The 16,103-nt window shown below is 58.7% G+C and carries 10 protein-coding genes; 8 read left to right on the top strand and 2 right to left on the bottom strand.

Translation table 11 applies throughout. From position 1 onward, the window contains the following. Positions 1–75 precede the first annotated feature (75 nt). From shc to EMQ_RS05980, 4 genes are all read left to right on the top strand, one after another. Complete coding sequence (shc, locus tag EMQ_RS05995; RefSeq protein WP_010667648.1) at positions 76–2,067, top strand: squalene--hopene cyclase; 1,992 nt, start codon at positions 76–78, stop codon at positions 2,065–2,067. A gap of 3 nt (positions 2,068–2,070) precedes the next feature. Next, complete coding sequence (locus EMQ_RS05990) at positions 2,071–2,754, top strand: phosphorylase family protein (RefSeq protein ID WP_010667647.1); 684 nt, start codon at positions 2,071–2,073, stop codon at positions 2,752–2,754. 221 nt (positions 2,755–2,975) lie between these two features. After that, a complete protein-coding gene (locus tag EMQ_RS05985; protein WP_010667646.1) occupies positions 2,976–5,492 on the top strand; it encodes a glycosyltransferase in 2,517 nt (838 codons plus the stop codon). 227 nt (positions 5,493–5,719) lie between these two features. Next, positions 5,720–6,409 (top strand): fumarylacetoacetate hydrolase family protein, encoded by a 690-nt coding sequence (locus EMQ_RS05980; RefSeq protein ID WP_018308312.1) that lies wholly within the window; start codon positions 5,720–5,722, stop codon positions 6,407–6,409. A gap of 317 nt (positions 6,410–6,726) precedes the next feature. Here EMQ_RS05980 and EMQ_RS05975 read toward each other — a convergent pair whose 3' ends face one another. After that, positions 6,727–6,972 carry a hypothetical protein gene (locus EMQ_RS05975; protein ID WP_010667281.1) on the bottom strand — a complete coding sequence of 82 codons (246 nt, stop codon included), beginning with the start codon at positions 6,970–6,972 and terminating at the stop codon, positions 6,727–6,729. After that, complete coding sequence (gene xseA, locus EMQ_RS05970) at positions 6,969–8,441, bottom strand: exodeoxyribonuclease VII large subunit (protein WP_010667282.1); 1,473 nt, start codon at positions 8,439–8,441, stop codon at positions 6,969–6,971. The genes EMQ_RS05975 and xseA overlap by 4 nt, the downstream gene beginning before the upstream one ends. A gap of 75 nt (positions 8,442–8,516) precedes the next feature. On the opposite strand from xseA, the gene purD reads away from it, so the two are divergent. From purD to gnd, 4 genes are all read left to right on the top strand, one after another. Continuing rightward, entirely contained in the window at positions 8,517–9,797 is a 1,281-nt protein-coding gene (purD, locus tag EMQ_RS05965; protein ID WP_010667283.1) for a phosphoribosylamine--glycine ligase, read from the top strand. Positions 9,798–10,042: 245 nt separating this feature from the next. After that, on the top strand, positions 10,043–12,133 hold the full coding sequence (gene tkt / locus EMQ_RS05960) for a transketolase (protein WP_026200177.1): 2,091 nt from the start codon (positions 10,043–10,045) through the stop codon (positions 12,131–12,133). A gap of 93 nt (positions 12,134–12,226) precedes the next feature. Continuing rightward, the gene (locus EMQ_RS05955; protein ID WP_010667285.1) at positions 12,227–15,082 is read left to right on the top strand and encodes a bifunctional transaldolase/phosoglucose isomerase; all 2,856 of its coding nucleotides are present in this window, start codon (positions 12,227–12,229) and stop codon (positions 15,080–15,082) included. Positions 15,083–15,103: 21 nt separating this feature from the next. After that, on the top strand, positions 15,104–16,099 hold the full coding sequence (gene gnd, locus EMQ_RS05950) for a phosphogluconate dehydrogenase (NAD(+)-dependent, decarboxylating) (protein WP_010667286.1): 996 nt from the start codon (positions 15,104–15,106) through the stop codon (positions 16,097–16,099). The last annotated feature ends 4 nt before the right edge of the window (positions 16,100–16,103 follow it).

The following is a 16,103-nucleotide window of genomic DNA, read 5'->3' as shown; positions in this document are numbered from 1 at the left end:
TAGGCCGTGGATTGCGTTAACGACTGACACGATTTCTGAAGAGACGTGTTTCTACTGGGGGAATGACTGCAGGCCATGCTGGACGATGTAACGAACTCTGCCACTACCGAGAACACAGGGTCGGCCGTCAGCGAGCTGACCGCCAGTGAACTGGATCGTGTGGTCGAGCGTGCTCATGCAGCACTGGGCGGCAAGCAGAACGACGATGGTCACTGGGTTTTCGAGCTGGAAGCCGATGCGACCATTCCGGCGGAATATGTCCTGCTTGAGCATTTCCTTGACCGGATCGACCAGCCTCTGGAAGACAAGATCGGCGTCTATCTGCGGCGTATTCAGGGTGAGCACGGCGGCTGGCCGCTCTACCATGACGGAGAATTCAACATCTCCGCTACGGTGAAGGCCTATTACGCGCTCAAATGCATCGGTGACGATATCAACGCGCCGCACATGCAGCGCGCCCGTCAGGCGGTTCTTGATCACGGTGGCGCTGAGCGCACCAACGTCTTCACACGCTTTCAGCTGGCGCTGTTCGGGGAAATTCCCTGGCACGGCACGCCGGTCATGCCGGTCGAGCTGATGCTGCTGCCGCGCTCGGCGTTTTTCTCTGTCTGGAACATGTCCTACTGGTCACGCACCGTGATCGCGCCGCTGCTGGTTCTGGCGGCGCTACGCCCTGTGGCGGTCAATCCGCGTGGCGTGCATGTGCAGGAACTGTTCGTCACGCCGCCGGATCAGGTGAAGGACTGGATCAAGGGACCGTATCGTTCCAAATGGGGACACGCTTTCAAGGTGCTGGATCAGGTTCTGCGTCCGGTCGTGAAGCTGATTCCGCAGAAAGTGCACAAGAAGGCTATCAGGGCGTCAGTCGACTTCATCGAGCCGCGTCTGAACGGCATTGATGGTCTTGGCGCGATTTATCCGGCGATGGCCAATACGGTGATGATGTATCGCGCTCTGGGGGTGCCTGACAGCGATCCACGCGCCAATACGGCGTGGGAGTCGGTTCGGGCGCTGCTGGTCGATCATGGCGACGAAGTCTATTGCCAGCCTTGCGTGTCGCCCATCTGGGATACCGGTCTGGCGGGTCATGCCATGATGGAAGCAGGCAGTGGCCCCAACCCCATTGCCCAGAAGGAAACGCAGGAGAAGATGGCGAAGGCGGCGGAATGGCTGCGTGATCGCCAGATTCTCGATGTGAAGGGTGACTGGGCGATTAACCGGCCTGATCTTGAGCCGGGTGGCTGGGCTTTCCAGTATCGCAATGACTATTATCCTGACGTGGACGACACAGCGGTTGTCGGCATGTTGCTGCATCGCCAGAACGATCCGGCCAATGACAAAGCGATTGAGCGTGCCCGCAAGTGGATTGTGGGAATGCAGAGCACCAATGGCGGTTGGGGCGCGTTCGATGTCGATAACAACAAGGAACTGCTGAACCATATTCCGTTCTCGGATCACGGTGCGCTTCTTGATCCGCCGACAGCCGACGTGACGGCGCGCTGCATCTCGTTCCTCGCGCAACTTGGCCACGCCGAAGATCGCCCGGTGATCGAACGGGCTCTGGACTATCTGCGTGGCGATCAGGAACAGGACGGTTCCTGGTTTGGTCGCTGGGGCACCAATTACATTTACGGCACATGGTCCGTCCTGTGCGCACTGAATGCAGCCGGTGTTTCCCATGATGACCCGATGGTGGTGCGCGCCGTGGAGTGGCTCCGTTCCGTCCAGCGTCCTGATGGCGGCTGGGGCGAGGGCTGTGAAAGCTACGAAGACGGTCCCCGTGGTCGGTATAAGGAAAGCCTGCCATCCCAGACAGCGTGGGCGGTTCTGGGGATGATGGCAGTTGGTCGTCGTGACGACCCGGCGGTGAAGCGTGGTATCGCGTGGCTGTCAAAACAGCAGGGAGAGAATGGCGAATGGGAAGAAGAGCCCTACAACGCCGTTGGTTTCCCCAAGGTGTTCTACCTCAAGTATCATGGTTACAAGCAGTTCTTCCCGTTGCTGGCTGTATCGCGTTACCGCAATCTTCAGAGCAGCAACTCCGGTGAAGTGAGCTACGGTTTCTGAGCCATGAACAAGAGCCTTCTTTCTCCTCCCGATATCGGATTTCTTGTGGGACTGAAGGCTGAGGCCTCTCTTCTGCGGCAGTTCTTTCCCGGGTCGCCGGTCGCAATTAGTGGCGCCACACGAGAGGGCGCAGAGAAAGGCGCAGCCCGGCTGATTGCTTCGGGCGTGCCGTCTGTCGTGTCGTTCGGACTGGCGGCGGGGCTTGACCCCGCACTCAGGCCCGGCACGATTCTTGTGCCGGACGCTGTCGTAAAAGACGGCAAGCTTTATCCCTGTTCACCTGCTGTGCGGCGTCGTCTGGGGGCGGATGAAGGCTCTGGCGTGGTGGCGGGGGCTCTTCTGCATAGTGATGTTGTTGTCCTGACGGCTGAAGAAAAGCAGCATCTGGCCCTGGAAAGCGGCTGTTGCGCTCTTGATATGGAGAGCGGGTTTCTGGCGGTGGCGGCGCAGGCTGCGAAGAGACCTTTCGGTGTGCTGCGTGTGGTGTGTGATCCGGCTGACCGGACATTGCCGCCTGCTGCTGGCATTGCGCTTTCGCCTGACGGTGGTCTGGGGGCAGGAGCGCTGATGGCTTCGCTGCTGCGTAATCCTCTGCAGATTGGCAGTCTGATCCGTCTTGGGAGCGATGCATCCCGGGCCCGTAAATCGATGCAGCGTTTTCTGGAAGTTAAGGCTTCTGCTCTATAAGCATGGTGCTGCAGAAGACGGGATGTCTGCAAGGGAGTCAGGAATTATGCCTGGAAAAGCCTTGTGGTCGTGACGTTTCTGGCCTCTTCCAGAGTGTTCTGCATGAAGAGTGTGTTTTGAATTGGTATGTTCTGAGGAAGGGATGTTTTTAATATACCCTTCCAGACAGTGATTTATCCTGCGTGTGCTGGGTGGCGCACGTGAGGGAAACGAGGATTTTCATGAAAGCTCCCTTGCCGACTTCCCGTCAGATTACACAGTTTATTGGTTATTTTGATCATCTGGATGGTCTGGAAGTAAAAGGCTGGGCCTGCAATCTGGCTGCCCCCCGTGTGCCCGCCACCCTTCACGTCATTGCTGACGGTCAGGAAATCGGTTCAGTAGTCTGCGATCTGCCTCGACCGGATGTGCAGGAAAATATTGGGGTCATGACGCCCAATCTCGGTTTCTGCTTCAAGCTTCCAGATTTTCTTGCTGACAGCAAAGAGCACCGGATTGGGTTGCGTTTCCCAAACCGCTCTGTCGTGCCGTGTCTGGCGACAGATGATGGTACGATCAAGGATGAAGATATTGCTGTCACCCTTGAGCCGCAGTTCAATTACGAATCCTGCGTGGATGGTTTCACACGCGGCGCGCTGCGCGGGTGGGTGCAGCGTATCAATACTGCGGAGGGGACACGGGAAGGTCAGTGCGAGGTCGCTGTCTTTATGGACGGTGCGCCATTCGCCCGTATTCGTGCGGACCGTTTCCGTGGGGATGTCGCGTCCGCTGTAGGAGGCGATGCCAACTGCGGCTTCGAGTTGGTCATTCCTAAACATCGTCGTCAGACAGGCACGAGGACGATCCGCTTTCTGGCTGTGCCGGGTGATGTGGAACTGATGGGGAGCCCTATCACCACATCTCTGGTTGACAACAAGCTGGAAGAGCATCTTCTCGGTGTCAGCGAGACTATTGCGAGACTGCATCGCGAGATTTCTTCCCTGCGTGAGACGATAAGCAATCTTCTGCCCGAACAGCGGTTCAATCTTGGCGATTATGACCAATGGGCCCGACGGTACTTCAATGTGCTGCGAGCCCGGGTGGCGGAACGTCGACAGCAGCTTGGGCCTGATTTTCTTGCCAGGGGACCATTGGTGAGTGTCATCTGCCCGACCTACAAGCCGGACATGACGGACTTTATCGCTGCCGTTGAATCCGTGATGGCGCAGACCTGGAGCAACTGGGAACTCATCATTGTGGATGATGGTGGCAAGTCTCTGGAAGTCGCGGCGAGAATGGCGGAGTATTGCCGGAATGATCCGCGGATCAAGCTGATCCGTCTCAAGAAAAATCTGGGAATTTCCGGCGCGACCAACGAGGGTGTCAAAGCGGCAAAAGGCGAATGGGTCGCCTTCTTCGATCATGACGACGCCATGGTTGATGTAGCGCTGGAAGCAATGTTGCAGGCCGCCGCCGGACTTGATCCGCAGGTGATCTATTCAGACGAGGACAAGATCGATCAGGCGGGCTATTTCCTTGAGCCGAATTTCAAGCCCGATTTTGATTACCGATATCTTCTTGGCTGCAATTACATCTGCCATCTCACCATGGTGCGTAAAGAGGTTCTGGAACAGGTCGGTGATCTGAACGCCAGTTACGATGGCGCACAGGATCATGACCTGATGCTGCGTCTGACGGAGATCGTGCCGCGCGAAGGCTTCCTGCATGTTCCGGAAGTTCTTTATCACTGGAGGAAGACTCCAAACTCGACCGCGATGACGATCAGCAACAAGCAATATGCTGTGAATGCAGGCATCCGGGCTATCGCGGATCATCTGAGGCGTGTCGGGCATGACGCGCGGGTCGAGGCGATCAATAATCTGACCATCTACAATGTCTGGTGGGGCATAAACCGCGAGCCTACGGTTTCGATCATTATTCCGTTCCGCAATCAGGCTGAACTGACGAAGGAATGTGTCTCACGCATTCTGGAACACACGGATTACAAGGCCTACGACATCATTCTGATCGATAACTGGTCGACGGATGAAGATGCGCTTGCCTTCTGCAAGGAGATGTCCCGCAACAAACGGATTCAGGTTCTTTCGATCCAGGAGGAATTCAATTTCTCACGCCTGAACAATCTGGCTGCTGCTTCAAGTTCGTCCGAATTCTTTTTCTTCATGAATAACGATCTTTTCGTGGACGATCCCAAATGGCTGAAAACCATTGTGGGAGAGGCGATGGCAGGTGAGGATATCGGTGCTGTCGGCGGAAAGTTTGTTTATCCCAACGGGGCGATTCAGCATGTCGGTGTTGTGGTCGGTCCTGATGGCGTAGCCTCGCATGTGCATCGCGGGCTGCAGGCGCACGAATACGGTTATATTTCCCGTGCGATCCTGTCTCATGAAGTCACGGCTGTTACAGCGGCAGGAATGCTGGTGCGTGCCGAAGCCTTTCGCGAAGTTGGTGGTTTTGACGAGGTAAATCTGAAAGTCGCTTATAACGACGTCGATCTCTGCCTGAAGATGCGTGAAGCCGGTTGGCGTATTATCCAGTGCAACAACTTCATGGCTGTTCATCATGAGAGCGTGTCGCGTGGCAGCGATGACCGGCCTGAGCATGAGGCCCGGTTCTTTGCCGAGACGCAGCATATGCACCAGCAGTGGGGTGATCACGCGATTTACCAGCATGATCCGGCCTACTCGCCGCACTTCATGCTTGATCAGAGCTATTACGATCTGGTCACGCCTGAATAAGACGAGACTATCAGTTGTTGGTCAGGTTAACCGGCTTTTGGAAACACCTGTCTTTTTGAGGCGGGTGTTTTTGATTCCATGGCAATTTGAATGTGTTTGATCAGGTGTTTTTAAATCGGCAGATGAACAGGATCTGGCCACCACACAATCCTGAGAGCAGATTTAATCATCAATGAAACTGGCTGTGAGGTGATGCTATTCTTTCCAAAAAGAATGGATCTGTCCTCATGCATTATCTTTTTGAGCCTCTTGTAATTCCGTCCATCCCCGTCCTTGAGACCGACGCACGGTTCCCGGTGCGTCGGATCTGGTGTGTCGGACGTAATTATGGAGAACACACGCGGGAGATGGGTGGCGATCCAGCGCATGATCTGCCAATCTTCTTTGCAAAACCCTCCGATGCGGTGACGACGGAAGAAGTTCTTCCCTATCCGTTGCATACGGAGAATCTTCACCACGAGATTGAACTGGCCGTGGCGATTGGCCAGCAGGGCGTAAATATTCCAGTGCAGACAGCACTGGATCATGTGTTCGGTTATGCTCTGGCATTGGATATGACACGACGTGATCTTCAGGCGATCGCCAAGAAATCCGGCCAGCCATGGGATCTGAGTAAAGGTTTTGATCAGTCCTGCCCGATCAGCCCGATCGTGCCGGTGACGCAGTCTGGGCATCTGATAAAGGGGCGCATCAGTCTCTCAGTCAACGGAGCGGTCCGTCAGCAGGGCGATATCAGTGATCTGATCTGGTCAATTCCGGAAATCATTTCCATTCTCTCGAGTTTTGTCGAATTGCGTCCGGGTGATCTTATCCTTACCGGAACACCGTCAGGTGTGGGGCCGGTGAAAGTCGGGGACAGGCTTGAGGGAGAGTGTGAAGGCGTCGGGAAACTTCATGTGCGCTACACGGAACGCTGAAGCTTCTTGCCGATTAAATGAAGTCCGGCCAAACGAGCTTGGGGAGGAAAAAGATCCCTCAAACTCATCCGAAAAAGGCATTAATATATCTTGCAAATACGGGTTATGTGGTTTCAGGGCTTTGCCCCGAACCCCACAAAGGGACACTGTCCCTTTGATCCCGATTTATTAAATCAGAATAGGGGAAGAGCAGAGGTCTGCGTTATCTCCATCTTCTGTTTGCAAGCAACAAAAATCACTGGAAAATACCAATAAATGACAGGTTTTTGCTGAAGCTTTTTGGAAAAAGCTTCAGATAGGCAAAGCAGCCAAGAAAATTACTGGTGTGCACTGTCCGACTGCGCCGCTGGAGCGGTCTGCTCCACAGCTGGAGGCTGTTCCGACACGCGCAGGGCATTTACAAACGAGCCGCCGATGTAGAGAAGCATGGAGACGGAGGCGAGCACGATCATGATGATGAACATCAGTTTTTCAGGACGGCTTTCCGCACCATCGGCATCCGGGGAAGCAATCCTGCTGAAATCCGGTTTAATGGACTTCAGGTTTTTGAATATGTTTTTCATAGATCAAGGGCTCCCTGGGCCGTATCCTTGCGGGCTTCGATGCGGGCGAGACGCTCATCATCAGCAAAAACGAGTGTAACACGCTGGCCCGGATTCAGCCCGGCGGCCCGTGTGACAGCATCGCCCGCCATGTCGCGGACAAGAACGTAGCCACGATCGAGAACGGCGCGAGGCGAGACAGATTCCAGCACATTCCCGACGCCCAGGAGGTGCGCTTGTCGTTCGCGGCACAAGGCCTGCAACGGAGCGGCTGTCAGACGCTGGCGTCCCAGACGCGCTTCTGCGGCACGGCGGGCAGCCGTCATGGCGGCGCCCAGAGCGGCGTTATCCAGAGACAGACGGGAACGGCGGTCACTGAACAGGGCCGAAGGAGCAGGCATGTGTCGTTCTGCCGCGACGAGAGCCGCCTTGCGCCGCTCCAGAAGTGCGGGCAGGGCGAGGTCCAGTCTGTGTGACCGGTCATCGAGGCGCATACGGGCGGTGCTGAGCAGGGAAGGAAGATCCGGCAGACCCGAGGCCGCACGATCCAGACGCAGGCGCGCGGTCTGAGCGATCCGGTTTAGCGCACTTCCCATCCGGGCGACACGATGGGTGAGGTCGGCCAGCAGTTCGTCACGCACCGGCACGGCCAGTTCGGCGGCGGCTGTGGGCGTGGGGGCGCGCATGTCGGAAACGAAGTCGATCAACGTGGTGTCGGTCTCATGCCCGACAGCGGAAATGACCGGAATTGGGCAGGCGGCAACGGCACGCAGAACGGCCTCGTCATTGAAAGCCATCAGGTCTTCGAGCGAGCCACCGCCGCGGGCAACGATCAGCACATCCGGACGCGGCAGATTTTCGCCCGGACCGGGGCGACCCAGCAGGCTGAAACCTTCAACAGCAGCGGCAATCTGTGCAGCCGCCCCTTCACCCTGCACGGCGACAGGCCAGATCAGCAGATGGCGGGGGAATCGCCGGGCGATGGTGGTGCGAATGTCATGCAGCACCGCGCCCTGCATGGAGGTGACGATACCGATCACGCGCGGCAGGCGAGGAATGCGACGCTTGCGCTCGGCGTCGAACAGACCTTCCTGCGCAAGTTTCAGGCGCAGTCGCTCAATGCGGGCGAGCAGCGCGCCTTCACCCGCATACTCCATTTTCTCGACGATCAACTGATAGCTGGAGCGCTCGCCATAGGAAGAGACGCGGCCTGTGGCGATGATCTCCAGCCCGTTTTCCGGGACCAGGCCGAGGCGTGACACGGAACCACGCCAGACCACACCGGAGATCTTGCCGCCTTCGTCCTTCAGCGAAAAATAGAGATGGCCGGAACTGTAGCGCTTGAATTCCGTGATCTCGCCACGCACGCGCACCCGTCCAAACGTCCCTTCGAGGGTCCGTTTGATGGCCCCCGAAATCTCGGAGACCGAATATTCCGGCACATTGACGCCGGGAAAGGGAGAGGGAGGTGTCGGAGAGCCATCGTCCATGACGCGACCCTATGCTACAGACGCAGCGTTCTCAACAAGAGCCGCAACCTATGTGGCCGAAAAGAAGGTGATGCGATGAGAGTCCTGCTGGTTGGTTCGGGTGGTCGTGAGCACGCGCTCGCGGCGGCGCTGGCAAAGTCGCCGGCTCTCACACAGCTCTATATCGCTCCCGGAAATCCGGGCACGGCCCTGTGCGGCACGAACGTCGCCATCGCGGCAGGCAATGTTCCGGCGCTGGTGGCGTTCGCGCAGAAGGAAGGCATTGACCTCGTCGTGCCGGGACCGGAAGCGCCATTGGTCGCCGGACTCGCGGATGCCTGTGCTGAGGTCGGGATTCCCTGCGCCGGACCCACGAAAGCGGCGGCACAACTCGAAGGTAGCAAAACCTTCACAAAGGAAGTGTGCGACGCGGCAGGCATCCCGACCGCGAAGTGGGAGCGTTTCACTGACCCGGCTCATGCGATTGCCTTCGTGCGCCGTCGTGGTGCGCCGATTGTTGTGAAAGCCGATGGTCTGGCAGCGGGCAAGGGGGTGGTCGTGGCGCAGACGGCGGCGGAAGCCGAAGACGCCGTCACCGATATGATGACATCCAACAAGCTGGGCGATGCTGGCCACTCGGTGGTCATCGAAGAATGTCTGGTGGGCGAGGAAGTCTCGCTCTTCGCCTTCTGTTCAGGTGAGACGGCGGTGCTGATCGGCGCGGCGCAGGATCACAAGCGCATCGGCGATGGTGACACGGGACCGAACACTGGCGGCATGGGGGCAGTCTCACCGCCAGCCGGGTTCGACCGTGCAGCGCAGGAAAAGGCGCTCGACATTCTGGTTCGCCCGATGCTGGCCGAAATGGTGAAGCGTGGGACGCCGTTTCGTGGCGTGATCTTCGCGGGGCTAATGCTGACCGCCGAAGGGCCAAAGCTGATCGAATACAATGTGCGCTTTGGTGACCCGGAAGCGGAAGCGCTGCTGCCGCGTCTGACATCCGATCTGTTGCCCGCACTGGTGGCGCTGGCGAAGGGCTCGCTGGATGAGGTGCAGGTCACGTTCTCCGACGATGCGTCCGCTGTGGTGATCATGGCGGCGGAAGGGTATCCCGGCGACTATGCCAAAGGTGGCCTGATCGAAGGGATCGACCGTGCGGAAGCCGTGCCGGGCGTGCAGGTGTTTCAGGCGGGCACGGCGCGTGATCCACAGGGACATCTGGTGTCGTCCGGCGGGCGCGTGCTGGCGGTCTGCGGGATTGCACCGACCATGAAGGAGGCCATTGACGCCGCCTATCAGGGGGTTGCAGCCATTCGCTGGAAAGAGGCCGTCTGGCGGCGCGATATCGGCGCAAGGGCGCTGGCGGCTGCTCGCTGATATTTCTCACAAACTCGTGATAACGGAAACCGGGACGGCCTTGTGGACTTGAGTTCCTGATTTCCGTGTGTGGTGTCCCTGCGTGCCTGCCTTGTCGAGGCAAAAGGGGCGTGTGATGGTATGGCCCTCTCGGTGCCGGGAGGGTTGTTCGCCGCAACGGAAGATGATCCGTTGCAGGCCTGATTGATAGAGGATCGGTTATAATGCGTTCTTTCCACGCCGCCGCGTCTGGGGCGACAGACGGTATGGCCAGTGCGACCCGGGCACCTGAAACAGGCGGAGCAGCCGGTCACAACATCGACCGCACCTGCATTGACACCATCCGCACGCTGTCGATGGACGCGGTGCAGAAGGCGAATTCCGGTCACCCCGGCACGGCGATGGCGCTTGCTCCTGTGGCCTATACGCTCTGGCAGGACGTGCTGAGCTACGACCCGGCCAACCCGATCTGGCCTGCGCGTGACCGCTTCGTGCTGTCTGTCGGCCATGCGTCCATGCTGCTCTACTCGCTGATCTGTCTCAGCGGCATCCGTGACGTGAAGAATGGCAAGGTGCTGAGCGCGCCGTCGCTCACGGTCGCTGATCTCGAGCAGTTCCGTCAGCTTGATTCCAAGACGCCGGGCCATCCGGAATACCACCACACGGCAGGCGTCGAGACGACCACCGGCCCGCTCGGACAGGGTTGTGGCAACTCTGTCGGCATGGCGATTGCTGAAAAATGGCTGGCAGCCCGCTTCAACAAGCCGGGTTTCCCGCTGTTCGACTATCACGTCTACACCCTGTGCGGTGATGGCGACATGATGGAAGGCGTGTCGAGCGAGGCCGCTTCTACAGCTGGTCATCTGAAGCTCGGCAACCTGATCTGGATGTATGACGCCAACCAGATTTCCATCGAAGGCTCGACCGAACTCGCCTTTACGGAAAATGTCGGCAAGCGCTTCGAGGCCTATGGCTGGCAGGTTCTGACGCTGAAAGACGCCAACGATACGGCGGAATTCAAAAAGCTTCTGGCCGAAGCGAAGGCGGACACCACCCGCCCGACGATGATCATCGTCCACTCCGTGATCGCCTGGGGTTCACCGAAGAAAGCCGGTACCGCCGCAGCACATGGTGAGCCGCTGGGTGCTGACGAAATCACCGCGACCAAGCGTGCCTATGGCTGGCCGGAAGACAAGTCGTTCTATGTGCCTGAAGGTGTGACCGAGCATTTCCAGCAAGGGCTGGGTGTGCGCGGTGCAAACGCCAGCAAGGCTTGGGACGATCTGTTCGCGTCCTATCGCAAGGAATTTCCGGACGAGGCGGCAGAACTCGATCTGATCCTGTCGGGTGGACTGCCGAAGGGCTGGGACGCCGATATCCCGACCTATCCGACAGATGCAAAAGGCATCGCCAGCCGCGCCAGCTCTGGCGAAGTGCTGAACGCAGTAGCGAAGCACATCCCTTGGCTGGTCGGTGGTTCTGCCGATCTCGCACCGTCCACCAAGACCCTCATCAAGGATGGCGGCGCGTTCCAGTCTGAGGCATGGGGCGGCAGCTATGCCGGTCGCAACTTCCACTTCGGTGTGCGCGAACACGCGATGGGCTCCATCGTCAACGGTATGGCGCTGTCGGGTCTGCGTTCCTATGGCGCGGGCTTCCTGATCTTCTCGGATTACATGAAGGCGCCGATCCGTTTGTCGGCCCTCATGCATCTACCGACCATCTACATCTTCACGCACGATTCCATCGGTGTGGGTGAGGACGGTCCGACCCATCAGCCGATCGAGCAGCTTGTGCAGCTTCGGGCGACACCGGGCATTGTCACCTTCCGTCCGGGTGATGCCAATGAGGTCGCGGAAGCATGGCGCACGCTGATCCCGTTCCGTGACCGTCCCGCCGTGCTGGCGCTGAGCCGTCAGAACCTGCCGACGCTGGATCGCAGCAAGTATGCGTCCGCCGCCGGTGTGGCGAAGGGTGGTTACGTTCTGGGTGACAGTGGCAAGACGCCTGCGGTCATCCTTATCGCCACGGGTAGCGAACTTTCTCTGGCAGTCGAAGCCTACGAGAAGCTGATCGCCGAGGGTGTTGCAGCGCGTGTCGTCTCCATGCCGTCGTGGGAACTGTTCGAGGAGCAGCCACAATCCTACCGTGATGAGGTGCTACCGCCTTCCGTCACGGCGCGTGTGGCGGTCGAGGCGGCGTCTCCCATCGGCTGGCATCGTTATGTCGGTCTCACAGGAGAAGTCGTATGCATGAACGGCTTCGGCGCATCGGCTCCGGCTTCTGCCCTGATGAAGAAGTTCGGCTTTACGGTTGACGCCGTGCTGGAAGCTGCCCGTCGGCAGTTGACGCTTTAAGAAACCAGCCCTGCATCCGGGTCCGGGTGCAGGGCTTTTTGTTGAATGAATAAATCGGCAGGTTCCGTTGCTGCTGCCGGGGAGAATTGCTCGATGAACGCATCATCCGTGAACGGAAAAAGCCCCTTACGTGCTCTGGAACAGTTCGGTCAGTCGCCCTGGCTGGATTTTGTGCGCAGGGGCTACACACGGGACGGGTCGATGGCGGCCCTCATCGAGCAGGATGGCGTCAAGGGCGTCACGTCCAACCCGGCGATCTTCCAGAAAGCCATGGGCGAGGGCACGGATTACGATGCCCAGATCCGTGACATTCTCGGCAAGGAAATCGTCTCCGCTGGGGAGCTGTATGAGCGTCTCGCGGTTGAAGACATTCGGGAAGTCGCCAGGCTGCTGAAGCCGGTCTTTGATCAGACCAAAGGCATCGACGGTTATGTCAGCCTTGAAGTCTCGCCTTATCTGGCGCTGGCCACGGAAGCTACCGTCGAGGAAGCCGGACGTCTCTGGAAGACGGTGTCCGAGCCGAACCTGATGATCAAGATTCCGGCGACGAAGGAAGGCATCCCCGCCATCCATCAGAAGATCTCCGATGGTGTGAACATCAACGTCACGCTGCTGTTCTCGCTGGACATGTACAAGGCCGTTGTGGAGGCTTGGATCTCCGGTCTTGAGGCGCGTCACAAGGAAGGCAAGAGCGTCGCGGGGATCGCGTCAGTCGCTTCATTCTTCGTCAGCCGTGTGGACGGCAAGGTCGATGGTGAGATCGACCGTCGCGTGAAGGCAGGAGACAAGGACGCCGAGGCGCTGAAAGCCATTCGCGGCAAGGTTGCCATCGCCAACGCGAAAATGGCTTACCTGCACTGGCAGGAAATCATGAAGAGCGAACGCTGGGCGAAGCTGAAAGCAGCCGGTGCCCAGCCGCAGCGTCTGCTCTGGGCGTCGACCGGCACCAAGGACAAGGCCTACAGCGATGTGCTGTATGTCGATGATCTGATCGGTCCCGAGACAGTCAACACCATTCCACCCGCAACGCTGGATGCGTTCCGTGATCACGGCAAGCCGCGTGATTCGCTGGAAGAAAACGTCGCCGATGCGAAGCACGTCATGGCGGAGGTGAAACGTCTCGGCCTCGACCTCGACGGCATGACAACAAAGCTGGTTTCGGAAGGCGTGGTCTCGTTTGAAGAGGCGTTTGACGGACTGCTTGGTTCCGTCGCGAAGAAGCAGAACGAACTTCTCGGCAAAAAGCTGACGGAAACGAAGCTGTCGCTGCCGAAAGACTTTGATGACGCCGTGAAGGCGGGTCTGGAAGCGTGGCGCAAGGACGGCACCATCCGCCGCCTGTGGGCGAAGGACGCCTCGGTCTGGACAAATGGACCGGAAGCGAAGTGGCTCAACTGGCTCGGAATTGTTGCTGATCGTCTGAAACATCTTCCGGAACTGGAAGCGTTCCAGAAAGAGGTGAGGGCGCGCGGATTCAAGCAGGTGTTGCTGCTGGGCATGGGCGGCTCAAGCCTTGGCCCGGAAGTGCTGGCCATGACCTTTGGCAAGCATGAGGGCTACGGTCATCTCTATGTGCTGGACAGCACCGATCCGCAGCAGGTCCGCACGTTCGAAGGCAAGATCGACCCGAAAGAGACGCTATTCATTGTCTCCTCCAAGTCCGGCTCCACGCTGGAGCCGAACATCATGCTGTCCTATTTCTTCGATGTCGCGAAGAAGGCGCTCGGCGAGAAGGCCGGTGAGCACTTTGTCGCCGTGACCGATCCCGGTTCAGCGCTGGAAAAGAAGGCGGCTACTGACGGATTCTGGAAAGTCTTCAACGGCGACAAGCAGATTGGTGGCCGCTATTCCGTGCTGTCGAATTTCGGCATGGTCCCGGCAGCCGCTTCCGGTGTGCCGCTGAAGCTGTTCCTTGAAGACGCATTGCATGGCGTGAAGGCGTGTGACGGCAGCGTGCCGCCTGCCGTCAATCCGGGCGTGCTGCTCGGCACGGTGTTTGGTATCGGCGCGGAGAAATTCGGACGCGACAAGATCACCATCATTGCCACGAAGCAGGTGATGGATTTCGGTGCATGGGCTGAACAGCTGATCGCCGAGTCCACGGGTAAGCTCGGTAAGGGCCTGATCCCCATCGACGACGAGACGCTGGCGGGTCCGACGCATTACGGCAAGGACCGTCTGTTCGTTTATTTCCGTCTGGCCAGCGAGCATTCGCATGAGCAGGACGAAGCCGTGAAGACGCTGATCGACGCGGGGCAGCCGGTTGTGACGGTCAATCTGCATGATCGTCGTCAGATTGCGCAGGAGTTCTTCCGCTGGGAGATCGCCACGGCTGTCGCAGGGGCGTTCCTCGGCATCAATCCGTTCGATCAGCCGGATGTCGAAGCCAGCAAGATCGAAACCAAGAAGCTGACCGCCGCCTATAACGAGACGGGTTCGCTTCCGGCTGAATCACCGTTCGCGGCGGATGGCGATCTGGAATTCTTCGCCGACAAGAAGAATGCAGCAGCCCTCAAAGGCGACACGGCGCAGGCGATTCTCAAGGCGCATTTCGATCGCGTGAAGGCAGGCGATTATGTCGGTCTGCTGGCCTATATCGAGCGTGACCGGAACAGCATCGAGTGGATCCAGCACACACGTCTGGCCATCCGTGACGCCAAGACGGTTGCGACGGCAGCCGAGTTCGGCCCACGCTTCCTGCACTCCACGGGACAGGCTTACAAGGGCGGTCCTGACAGCGGCGTGTTCCTCCAGATTACTGCGGATGATGCGCATGATCTGCCGGTGCCGGGCGAGCGTTACAGCTTCGGCGTGGTGAAGGCGGCGCAGGCTCGTGGCGATTTCGACGTGCTGGCCGAACGTGGCCGTCGCGCTCTCCGTGTGCATATCAAGGGCGATCTGAAAAAGGGTCTGGCGACGCTCGCGTCCGCCATCAAGGCTGCGATCTGAGGCAGGAAGGAAAAGAAGAACATGCAGATCGGAATCATTGGCCTCGGCCGTATGGGTGGCAACATTGCGGTCCGTCTGACCCGTCATGGGCATGATGTGGTGGTGTATGACCGCGATGTCACCACGGTGCAGAAGGTCGTGGAGCGTGCCGAGGGTGGTCATGCTATCGGTGCGGTGAGTGAGGCCGATCTGGTGTCGAAGCTGACGGGCGACACAAAGGTCGTCTGGCTGATGCTGCCCGCCGGCGAGATCACCGAAGCGGCTGTTCAGTCCGTTGGTGGGCTGCTCGGCAAAGGCGATATCCTCATTGATGGTGGCAACACCTATTACAAGGACGATCTGCGCCGTGCCGCCGCTCTGAAAACAAAGGGCGTGGACTACGTCGATGTTGGCACGTCCGGCGGCGTATGGGGTCTGGAGCGCGGCTACTGCATGATGTTCGGCGGCTCGAAAGAGGCTGCTGCTTATATCGACCCGATCCTCAGCGCACTGGCTCCCGGCAAGGGCGATATTCCCCCGACACCGGACCGTGACCGCGCTGGCCTCGATCCCCGCGCCGAGCAGGGCTATCTGCATTGTGGCCCAGCCGGTTCAGGTCATTTTGTGAAAATGGTCCATAACGGCATCGAGTACGGCATGATGCAGGCCTTCGCGGAAGGCTTTGACGTCATGAAAAGCAAAAACTCGCCGCTTCTGGCAGAAGACGAGCGCTTCGATCTGAACATGGCCGATATTGCCGAAGTCTGGCGTCGTGGCAGCGTCGTGTCCTCCTGGCTGCTGGATCTGACGGCCGAAGCTATGGCGAAAAACGGTGAACTGTCCGAGTTCAGCGGCGAAGTTCAGGATTCCGGTGAGGGTCGCTGGACGATTGAAGCAGCCATTGAGGAAGCGGTTCCCGTGCCGGTGATGACGGCGGCGCTGTTCACGCGCTTCCGGTCGCGCAGCGGAAACACCTATGGCGAGAAAGTGCTTTCCGCCATGCGGTTCGGCTTTGGTGGTCACGTCGAAAAGAAATAACGTC

Source organism: Acetobacter aceti NBRC 14818, from assembly GCF_000193495.2.
Classification (GTDB): domain Bacteria; phylum Pseudomonadota; class Alphaproteobacteria; order Acetobacterales; family Acetobacteraceae; genus Acetobacter; species Acetobacter aceti.
The sequence above is the reverse complement of the archived record's forward strand: the minus strand, read 5'-3'. Positions and strand labels throughout refer to the sequence as shown.

What these genes read in the sequence shown, in the direction of transcription:
- xseA (WP_010667282.1), bottom strand. Translation starts at nt 8,441, where the DNA reads ATGGACGATGGCTCTCCGACACCTCCCTCTCCCTTTCCCGGCGTCAAT.
- tkt (WP_026200177.1), top strand. Translation starts at nt 10,043, where the DNA reads ATGGCCAGTGCGACCCGGGCACCTGAAACAGGCGGAGCAGCCGGTCAC.
- gnd (WP_010667286.1), top strand. Translation starts at nt 15,104, where the DNA reads ATGCAGATCGGAATCATTGGCCTCGGCCGTATGGGTGGCAACATTGCG.
- EMQ_RS05955 (WP_010667285.1), top strand. Translation starts at nt 12,227, where the DNA reads ATGAACGCATCATCCGTGAACGGAAAAAGCCCCTTACGTGCTCTGGAA.
- EMQ_RS05980 (WP_018308312.1), top strand. Translation starts at nt 5,720, where the DNA reads ATGCATTATCTTTTTGAGCCTCTTGTAATTCCGTCCATCCCCGTCCTT.
- EMQ_RS05985 (WP_010667646.1), top strand. Translation starts at nt 2,976, where the DNA reads ATGAAAGCTCCCTTGCCGACTTCCCGTCAGATTACACAGTTTATTGGT.
- EMQ_RS05990 (WP_010667647.1), top strand. Translation starts at nt 2,071, where the DNA reads ATGAACAAGAGCCTTCTTTCTCCTCCCGATATCGGATTTCTTGTGGGA.
- EMQ_RS05975 (WP_010667281.1), bottom strand. Translation starts at nt 6,972, where the DNA reads ATGAAAAACATATTCAAAAACCTGAAGTCCATTAAACCGGATTTCAGC.
- purD (WP_010667283.1), top strand. Translation starts at nt 8,517, where the DNA reads ATGAGAGTCCTGCTGGTTGGTTCGGGTGGTCGTGAGCACGCGCTCGCG.
- shc (WP_010667648.1), top strand. Translation starts at nt 76, where the DNA reads ATGCTGGACGATGTAACGAACTCTGCCACTACCGAGAACACAGGGTCG.